The organism is Bradyrhizobium uaiense (assembly GCF_010811875.1).
Classification (GTDB): Bacteria; Pseudomonadota; Alphaproteobacteria; order Rhizobiales; family Xanthobacteraceae; genus Bradyrhizobium; species Bradyrhizobium uaiense.
In genome coordinates, this window is the sequence record NZ_VKHP01000359.1 from 1 (window position 1) to 7,349 (window position 7,349).

The 7,349-nt window shown below is 66.1% G+C and carries 8 protein-coding genes and 1 pseudogene; 5 read left to right on the forward strand and 4 right to left on the reverse strand.

All coding sequences use genetic code 11. The features are described from left to right. Nucleotides 1–189 precede the first annotated feature (189 nt). The 3 genes from FNJ47_RS43500 to FNJ47_RS43510 are packed head-to-tail and all read right to left on the reverse strand — an operon-like array spanning nucleotide 190 to nucleotide 4,036. A complete protein-coding gene (locus tag FNJ47_RS43500; RefSeq protein ID WP_175068499.1) occupies nucleotides 190–1,311 on the reverse strand; it encodes a nickel/cobalt transporter in 1,122 nt (373 codons plus the stop codon). Beyond that, nucleotides 1,308–1,958, reverse strand: coding sequence for a DUF1007 family protein (locus FNJ47_RS43505; RefSeq protein WP_430649477.1), 651 nt, complete (start codon nucleotides 1,956–1,958; stop codon nucleotides 1,308–1,310). The genes FNJ47_RS43500 and FNJ47_RS43505 overlap by 4 nt, the downstream gene beginning before the upstream one ends. Before the next feature lie 2 nt (nucleotides 1,959–1,960). After that, nucleotides 1,961–4,036, reverse strand: a complete 2,076-nt coding sequence (locus FNJ47_RS43510) for a M3 family metallopeptidase (RefSeq protein WP_163162604.1) — start codon at nucleotides 4,034–4,036, stop codon at nucleotides 1,961–1,963. Between the two features lie 130 nt (nucleotides 4,037–4,166). On the opposite strand from FNJ47_RS43510, the gene FNJ47_RS43515 reads away from it, so the two are divergent. Continuing rightward, the gene (locus FNJ47_RS43515) at nucleotides 4,167–4,427 is read left to right on the forward strand and encodes a hypothetical protein (protein ID WP_175068500.1); all 261 of its coding nucleotides are present in this window, start codon (nucleotides 4,167–4,169) and stop codon (nucleotides 4,425–4,427) included. Between the two features lie 473 nt (nucleotides 4,428–4,900). Here the strand turns inward: FNJ47_RS43515 and FNJ47_RS43520 are convergent, their stop codons facing one another. Further along, nucleotides 4,901–5,089, reverse strand: a complete 189-nt coding sequence (locus FNJ47_RS43520; RefSeq protein WP_163162606.1) for a hypothetical protein — start codon at nucleotides 5,087–5,089, stop codon at nucleotides 4,901–4,903. On the opposite strand from FNJ47_RS43520, the gene FNJ47_RS43525 reads away from it, so the two are divergent. The 4 genes and pseudogenes from FNJ47_RS43525 to FNJ47_RS52045 form a co-directional block, all read left to right on the forward strand. Continuing rightward, nucleotides 5,088–6,230, forward strand: coding sequence for a type III PLP-dependent enzyme (locus FNJ47_RS43525; RefSeq protein WP_163162608.1), 1,143 nt, complete (start codon nucleotides 5,088–5,090; stop codon nucleotides 6,228–6,230). The two genes, FNJ47_RS43520 and FNJ47_RS43525, sit on opposite strands and share 2 nt — an antisense overlap. A 129-nt stretch (nucleotides 6,231–6,359) precedes the next feature. After that, nucleotides 6,360–6,977 (forward strand): GNAT family N-acetyltransferase, encoded by a 618-nt coding sequence (locus tag FNJ47_RS43530; RefSeq protein ID WP_163162610.1) that lies wholly within the window; start codon nucleotides 6,360–6,362, stop codon nucleotides 6,975–6,977. Nucleotides 6,978–6,987: 10 nt separating this feature from the next. Further along, entirely contained in the window at nucleotides 6,988–7,155 is a 168-nt protein-coding gene (locus FNJ47_RS50070; protein WP_165446131.1) for a hypothetical protein, read from the forward strand. A gap of 99 nt (nucleotides 7,156–7,254) precedes the next feature. After that, nucleotides 7,255–7,349, forward strand: a pseudogene (locus tag FNJ47_RS52045) (RidA family protein); the annotation flags it as partial.

A 7,349-nucleotide genomic window follows, 5' to 3' on the forward strand; every position in this document is an offset into this window, starting at 1 on the left:
ATGTACGAGGGCGAGCAAAGCTCCATCAGCCAAGAGCTCGCTCGCCGCTTGGTAAGCGCCCGCACCTAACAAGCAGCTGAGCAAGCGGCACCCCTCACCCTAACCCTCTCCCGCAAGGGGAGAGGGAACCCTCGGAGCGATGCTTCCCTCACTCAGGAGACCTCTCCCCGGAAGCGGGGCGAGGTAACTTCAAAGGCACGTCGCCCGTTCGGCCGCGACATAGCCGAGCAGCAGCCCGAGCCCGAACAGCAGCACGAGACCCGCTGCGGCGAATTCCAGGCCGCGCATGATCAGCATGCCGCCGCCGTCGCGCGCCGCGCTCAACCGCTCGGCCACGCCGCGCGCCGACACTGCGACCAGCGCGATCGCCGCCACCGTGATCGCGGTGCCGAGCCCCATCACGAAGGTTGCGGCAATGCCGGCCCAGAACAGGCCCTGTGCCAGCGCGAACACCAAGACCAGGATCGCACCCGAGCACGGCCGGATCCCGACCGTGAGGATCGCGCCGAGGCCGCGCCGCCAGCCGCCGGGACCGGCAAGCTCGGCCGGCGTCGGCCCGTGCGAATGGCCGCAATGCTCGTCATGGACGTGGCTCGCGTCATGACCGTGATCGTGGCCATGGTCATGATGATGATCGTGATCGTCATGCGCGTGATGATGATGGTGATCTTGGCCATGGTCGTGGTGATCGTGATCATGGTGGCCGTGATCGTGCTGCCGCGGGCCGGCCATCGCCAGAGCCGGGCGCGGCACCTGCAGCGCGCGGACAAAGCCGCCGCCCTTGACCCACACCAGCCGGGCGCCGAACGCTGCGATCAGCGCGTAGCTTGCGATCTCGATCGCCTTCTCCGCCCCGCACATCGTCTTCGCCGTCGCATTGAGCAGCCAGGCGCAGATACCAACGATCAGAACGGCGACCAGCGACTGCATCAGCGCCGAGGCGAACGACAGCACGATGCCGCGCCGCGCGGTCTCGCGATTGGCGACCATGTAGGACGAGATCACCGCCTTGCCGTGGCCGGGCCCCGCGGCATGGAAGATCCCGTAGGCAAAGGAGATCGCAAGCAGCGTCCAGACCGCCGAGCCGTCCGATTTCGCAGCACGGATGGTCTGCGACATCTCGCGATAGAACTCCGACTGCTTTGCCAATAGCCAGCCGACCAGTCCACCCTGCGGCTCGGCCGCGCGCGGCGCGCCGAACGGATTTTGCGCCAGCAGCGCATGGACCGAGCCGTCGAGCACCACGACTGCCGCCAGCACCGCGGCCGATACGGCGACGCCGCGCATCAGGCGGGTGGCGATCGGCGTCATGAGCAATCCACCATGATCTTGTTGGCGAACATCATGCCGAAATTGCCGTTGCCGCCGTCGAGAAAATTCTGCTCGCCGAGCTTCTGCGCGGCGGCGGTGCCGTCGCTGCTCGGCCGCTCGAACTGCATCTTGCAATCTACGGCGGCGCCGACCAGCTTGACCGGCTCCTTCTGGGCGAACTGGAAGTCGATGAAGTAGGTCGGGTCGAACACTTCGAGCGAGAGCTGCTTCGCCTTGAACGGCGTCTTCACCGGCAAAGTGAAGTGCAGCGTCAGCGCCGAATCCTTGTATTCGAGGAAGTAGTCGACCGGCTCGGTGAACTTCTGCTTCTTGCCGTCGCCCTTGGCGAAGGTGAAGTAGGCGTATTCCTTCAGCGACTCGACATTGGTCTGGGCCAGCGGCGCCAGCTCCTCGCGGCTGTAGGCGCCCTTCACCTTGGTCTCGAGGCCCTGCAGCGCATAGGTCGAGAACATGTCGTCGAAGGTCCAGGCGTGGCGGACCCCCGTGATGGTGCCGTCGGGCGCGTAGATCAGCTCGCTTTTGGCGACGATCCAGACGTGCGGATGGGCCTCGGCGGCCGCCGTGCCGAGCACGGCTGACACCGCAAGCACGAGCCCGGCGATCAGCCGGTTCAGGGACGTCCGCACCTTCAGGCCGCCTCAGGCGTCTCGAGCAGGCCGCGACGGCGCAGCAGCGCGTCCGGCTCGGGTTCGCGGCCGCGGAAGGCGACATAGGCCTCCTCCGGATCGCGCGAGCCGCCCGACGAATAGATGTCGTCATGCAGCCGCTTGGCGGTCGCGGGATCGAAGATGTCGCCGGCTTCCTCGAAGGCGCCGAACGCGTCGGCGTCCATCACCTCCGACCACATGTAGCTGTAATAGCCGGACGCATAGTGGTCGCCGGAGAAGATATGGCCGAACTGGGTCGGCCGGTGCCGCAGCGAGATTTCGGCGGGCATGCCGATCTTCTCCAGCTCCTTCTGTTCGAAGGCGCGGACGTCCCAGCTCGCCGCCGCCGGCTGGGTGTGGAATTCGAGGTCGACCAGCGCCGAGGAGACGAACTCCACGGTGGCAAAGCCCTGGTTGAACTTGCGCGCGGCGAGGAAGCGCTTGAGCAGGTCGTCCGGCAGCGCCTCTCCGGTCTGGTAGTGGCGGGCAAAGCGCTGCAGCACCTCGGGCCGCTCCTGCCAGTGCTCGTAGAGCTGCGAGGGCAGCTCGACGAAGTCGGTGAACACGGATGTGCCCGACAGCGACGGGTAGGTCACGTTGGACAGCATGCCGTGCAGGCCGTGGCCGAATTCGTGGAACAGGGTCCGCGCGTCGTCGGGCGACAGCAGCGCCGGCGCGCCGTCGGCGCCCTTGGCGAAGTTGCAGACATTGATGACCAGCGGCGCGACGTCGCCGTCGAGCTTCTGCTGGTCGCGCAGCGAGGTCATCCAGGCGCCGGAGCGCTTGGAGGACCGCGCGAAGTAGTCTCCGTAGAACAGCGCCTTGTGCTGGCCGTCGCGGCCCTTGACCTCCCAGACCCGCACGTCCGGGTGCCAGACCGGCACGTCCTTGCGCTCCTCGAAGGTGACGCCGAACAGGCGGGTGGCGCAGTCGAAGGCGGCCTCGATCATGTGGTCGAGCACCAGATAGGGCTTGATCGCGGAATCGTCGAAATTGGCGCGGCGCTGGCGCAGCTTCTCGGCGTAATAGCGCCAGTCCCAGGACGCCAAAGTGAAGTTGCCGCCCTCCTCGGTGATCAGCGCCTGCAGCGCATCGCGGTCGGCGAGCGCGCGCGCGCGCGCCGGCTTCCAGACCCGCTCCAGCAGGCCACGCACCGCCTCCGGCGTCTTCGCCATGGAATCCTCCAGGCGGTAGGCGGCGTAGGTCGGGAAGCCCAGGATCTTCGCGGTCTCCTCGCGCAGCCTGAGGATCTCCACGATGGTCGCGTTGTTGTCGTTGGCGTTGCCATTGTCGCCGCGGGCCGTGAAGGCCTTGTAGACCTTCTCGCGCAGGTCGCGCCGCGACGAGCTCTGCAGGAACGGCTCGACCGAGGAGCGTGACAGCGTCACGATCGCCTTTCCGGGCATACCGCGCTCTTCCGCCGCAGCCTTGGCCGCCGCCACGAATGTGTCGGAGAGGCCGGCACGGTCGCCCTCGCCGAGTTCCATCGACCATTCCTGTTCGTCGCCGAGCAGATGATGGCTGAACGTGGTGCCGAGATGGGCGAGCCGCTCGTTGATCTCCGCCATGCGGGCCTTTGCCGCATCGTCGAGCCCGGCGCCGGAGCGGTGGAAGCGGGTGTAGGTGCGCTCCAGCAGCCGCATCTGCTCGCCGGTCAGGCCGAGCGAGGCGCTCTTCTCGTGCAGCATGGCGATGCGGCCAAACAGCACAGCATTCATCATGATCGGATTCCAGTGCCGCGCCATCCGGGGCGAGACTTCCTTGTCGATCTCCAGGATCGCCGGATTGGAATGAGCCGAGACCAGGTCGTAGAACACGGCCGAGACCTTCGACAGCAGCTTGCCGGAGCGCTCCAGCGCCGTGATGGTGTTGTCGAAGTCGGGCAGCGCCGGATCATGGGTGATCGCGGCCACTTCGGCCGAGTGGTCGGCGAAGGCCTGCTCGAAGGCGGGGAGGAAATGCTCCGGCTTGATCTCGGCAAAAGGCGGCGTCTCGAGCGGCGTCTGCCACGCCTTCAGGAGGGGGTTGGCGAGAGCTTCTGCGCTGGTTTCCGACATCGAATATCCCGTTTTTCGCCTTGAAAATGCGGCCCAATCTATATCACGCGATACGGCATTTTTGGGCCTTTTACGCTTGATAGATGGGCACTTTTCGGAGAGATTGCGCCCCCTGAACAGGACCTATTCCATGAGCATGCAGCCCACCGCCTCCGGCAACCGCACCATCGCCTGGCCGAGCGTCATCACCGTCATCTCGGCGGCGATCCTGATCGGCGCGGAAGTGTTCGGCGCGGCGTTCGCCGGCGGCTGGGCGCTCGCGATCCTGCTCGGGCTCAACGACGCCGGCGCGCACATCCTGCAGGCCGTGCTGTTCGGCATCGGCGTCCTGATCATGATCGCCTTCATCCGCGCGGCGCAGCGCGTCGAGCCGTTCACGCGTCGCGCGTGAACTCACGCGATTCAAGAAAGCCCTGCGGCACAGGGCTTAAACGCACACGCTTCGTTAGTTATTCTTAACAGCTGTTCATCTTGAACACGTGCTGCGCGCGAGATCGCAAGCACGCGTTAGGGAAATTTGTCGCTATCGCAAAAAAATTCTTGCGAAGCGAATTCAAAAGACTTATTTCCTGCCTTGCCCAATTTCGCACGTGCCTGTGGTCGTGTGTCAGTCGGTAGGTATCCGGACAAGAGGCCGGACAGCCGCCAAGGGGTGGAAGAACCGAGGGTCGCTTACGTCCATCTGGACACGAGGCGGCCAGCATCTCTCTCCAGGGATGCCGTTGAAGGTCTCACCACTCTTTGCAACCGTGACTGGCAGCCGGAGGCGAACCGGCGCACCCCGCTCTCAACGGGGGACGCGACTTAAAGCAACGACGGATCGGGCTTTTTTGGTCTCTACCGGCATTCCAACGCCGGCGCGGGCTACTGAAAAGGCTTGTCCTTCATTGCCAGGTGTGCGGGCGGGAAACTCTCCCAACCAATCCACGGCAGCACAGTCTGGTTTGAGTCTCTTGGCTTCAGCGCGCCTCCATCGCGCGATGTGGCCGAAGCGCTCTGACCCGACGTCACGTTGATGCGGATCCCGTCGCTGGGGCCGTTGGAGAGTGCCATGACTGAACGTATCCAGGAATTCCTGCGCAACCGCCGCCAGGAAGGTCTCGACACCGAGCCGTGCCTCGTCGTCGACCTCGAAGTCGTGCGCGACAATTACCAGACCTTCGCCAAGGTGCTGCCGGACAGCCGCGTGTTCTATGCGGTCAAGGCCAACCCGGCGCCCGAAGTGCTCTCCCTGCTCGCCTCGCTCGGCTCCTGCTTCGATACCGCGACCGTCGCGGAGATCGAAATGGCGCTGGCTGCCGGCGCGACGCCGGACCGCATCTCCTATGGCAATACGATCAAGAAGGAGCGCGACATCGCGCGCGCCTTCGCGCTCGGCATTCGCCTGTTCGCGGTCGACTGCGCCGCCGAGGTCGAGAAGGTCGCCCGTGCCGCTCCCGGCGCCAAGGTGTTCTGCCGCATCCTCTATGATTGCGCCGGCGCCGAGTGGCCGCTGTCGCGCAAGTTCGGCTGCGACCCGGAGATGGCGGTCGACGTGCTCGACCTCGCCAAGCGCCTCGGGCTGGAGCCGTGCGGCATCTCGTTCCATGTCGGCTCGCAGCAGCGCAAGGTGAAGGCGTGGGATCGCGCGCTCGCGATGGCGTCGACCGTATTCCGTGACTGCGCCGAGCGCGGGATCAACCTCACCATGGTCAACATGGGCGGTGGCTTCCCGACCAAGTATCTCAAGGACGTTCCGCCGGTCCTGCAATATGGCCGGTCGATCTTCCGCGCGCTGCGCAAGCATTTCGGCAACCAGATCCCGGAGACGATCATCGAGCCGGGCCGCGGCATGGTCGGCAATGCGGGAATCATCGAGACCGAAGTCGTTCTGATCTCGAAGAAGAGCGACGAGGACGAGGTGCGCTGGGTCTATCTCGACATCGGCAAGTTCGGCGGTCTCGCCGAGACGATGGACGAGTCGATCCGCTACGCGATCCGCACTCCGCATGACGGGGCGGACATGACGCCGTGCGTGCTCGCGGGCCCGACCTGCGACTCTGCCGACGTGCTGTACGAGAAGCTGCCGTATCCGCTCCCGGTGACGCTCGAGATCGGTGACAAGCTGCTGATCGAAGGCACCGGCGCCTATACGTCGACCTACTCGTCGGTGGCGTTCAACGGCATTCCGCCGCTGAAGACCTACCACATCTAAACCGCCTCCCGATCGAGGCCTGATAAACCGGGAGCCGGCCCCGCCGGCTCCTTCCCGATCATTTTTGATTTTCTGAACGACGCTTGCCGCGGCGTACGACATGCCGTTGCAAGCGGGGACTGACGTGCCATGACTGCAAAACGGAACAACCCCGTTGCCCTCATCCGTGAAGCCGCCCCGTTCGCGATCCGTGCGGAGCGTGCCTCGGACGTCGTCGCGCGCGAAGCGCTGCTGGATGCCTGCTTTGGCGACAACCGCCATGCGCGCACCTGCCAACGCCTGCGCGACGGACGCGCGCCCGCCACAGGCCTGAGCCTGTCGGCGACGCACCAGGACGGCCGGCTGGTTGGAACCGTGCGGCTATGGCACGTCAGCGCGGGGGGCCGCAGCGCGCTGATGCTGGGGCCGCTGGCAGTCGATGACGACTGCCGCGGCCTCGGCGTCGGCGCCGCCCTGATGCAGCGCGCGCTGGCCGTGGCCAAGGCCCGCGGCCATGGCGCCGTGATCCTGCTTGGCGATGCGCCCTACTACGCCCGCTTCGGCTTCGTGGCCGCGAAGACCGGCGAATTGTCGCTGCCCGGCGCATTCGAGCGCGACCGGCTGCTCGGGCTCGAGCTCATCGACGGTGCGCTGGACGGCGCCTGGGGCATGATCACGCCGACCGGCGCCGCAGTGCCCGAGAGCAAGGCAACCCGGACAAGGTCCCGGACCCGGAAGGCACCGCTCGCCGTGCCGCACGCGGCGTAAGGCGGGCGCCATGGCAGAGCACCTTCCCGCAATCGACGGCGCGCGCCCGCGTTGGCGCGGCCTCGTGACCACGGTCATGCTGATCCTGATCTCGGTCATGATCGTCAGGGACATCCTGATCCGGCGCTGGACCGGCTCGCCGCCGTCGTCGCCGGACGCCACGCAGCAGTCCCACTAACCGCCGGCCGTCAGGCCAGAATCCCAGAATGCGAGGGGTTGCGCGGGCGGCAAAAATGCCCGTAAACCCCGCGCAACGCCTTTTCCGTCGAGGTCCAACATGCCCCGCCGCCTGATTTCCACCGGCTCGCCCTTCGAGAAGACCGCAGGCTACAGCCGCGCCGTGATCGACGGCGATTTCGCCTTCGTCGCCGG

Bases quoted from the DNA above. Each gene is read 5' to 3' on its own strand.
- FNJ47_RS43500 (WP_175068499.1), bottom strand. From the start codon at position 1,311: ATGACGCCGATCGCCACCCGCCTGATGCGCGGCGTCGCCGTATCGGCC.
- FNJ47_RS43510 (WP_163162604.1), bottom strand. From the start codon at position 4,036: ATGTCGGAAACCAGCGCAGAAGCTCTCGCCAACCCCCTCCTGAAGGCG.
- FNJ47_RS43515 (WP_175068500.1), top strand. From the start codon at position 4,167: ATGAGCATGCAGCCCACCGCCTCCGGCAACCGCACCATCGCCTGGCCG.
- FNJ47_RS43525 (WP_163162608.1), top strand. From the start codon at position 5,088: ATGACTGAACGTATCCAGGAATTCCTGCGCAACCGCCGCCAGGAAGGT.
- FNJ47_RS43520 (WP_163162606.1), bottom strand. From the start codon at position 5,089: ATGGCACTCTCCAACGGCCCCAGCGACGGGATCCGCATCAACGTGACG.
- FNJ47_RS43530 (WP_163162610.1), top strand. From the start codon at position 6,360: ATGACTGCAAAACGGAACAACCCCGTTGCCCTCATCCGTGAAGCCGCC.
- FNJ47_RS50070 (WP_165446131.1), top strand. From the start codon at position 6,988: ATGGCAGAGCACCTTCCCGCAATCGACGGCGCGCGCCCGCGTTGGCGC.